General features: G+C 31.1%; 1 protein-coding gene. It reads left to right on the top strand.

Annotated features, from left to right (window positions below):
• Positions 1-356 (top strand): hypothetical protein (locus CWB66_RS22400; RefSeq protein WP_171037576.1); only part of this gene is annotated, 356 nt, incomplete at its 5' end.
• Between the last annotated feature and the right edge of the window lie 127 nt (positions 357-483).

Genomic DNA, 483 nt, shown 5'->3' on the forward strand with positions numbered 1-483 from the left:
TAAATGATTTAATAAAAAAACATGATGAAAAAAATACGAGTTTCGTTGAATTTCTAAGCGCTAAATCAATATCGATGAGTTCGCATACTAGTATGACAAAAAATGAGGGAAGAGATTATTTATCAAGTTACTTGCTTCTATCGGTTAGTGGGGAATTACTTAGTGCTGGTGATAATGAAATTAATTTAGATATCTTAATTTCAAAATTTGGGTCGATACAAACATTTAGCAGTCCATCATTTGTTAATATAGAGGCTCAAGGAAGGGGTGAAACTTTAGAGATGGGGGTGGAAGAGAAAAATGTTGATATAACTGGAGACGATATTGTCAATAATAATAGACTAAATGAGCTTTAAGTTAACTGGGTTGGGAAAAATAAAGCCAAAGAAAATAAAGTATCATTTTTACTAGTTGGTAAAGTCTGGTCTAGGATACATAAAACTTTAAATAGCAGCTCTTAAATAGCTAATACAATGAAGGTGT

Origin of the sequence: Pseudoalteromonas sp. S558, assembly GCF_005886635.1 — a bacterium.
GTDB classification, from domain to species: Bacteria; Pseudomonadota; Gammaproteobacteria; order Enterobacterales; family Alteromonadaceae; genus Pseudoalteromonas; species Pseudoalteromonas aliena.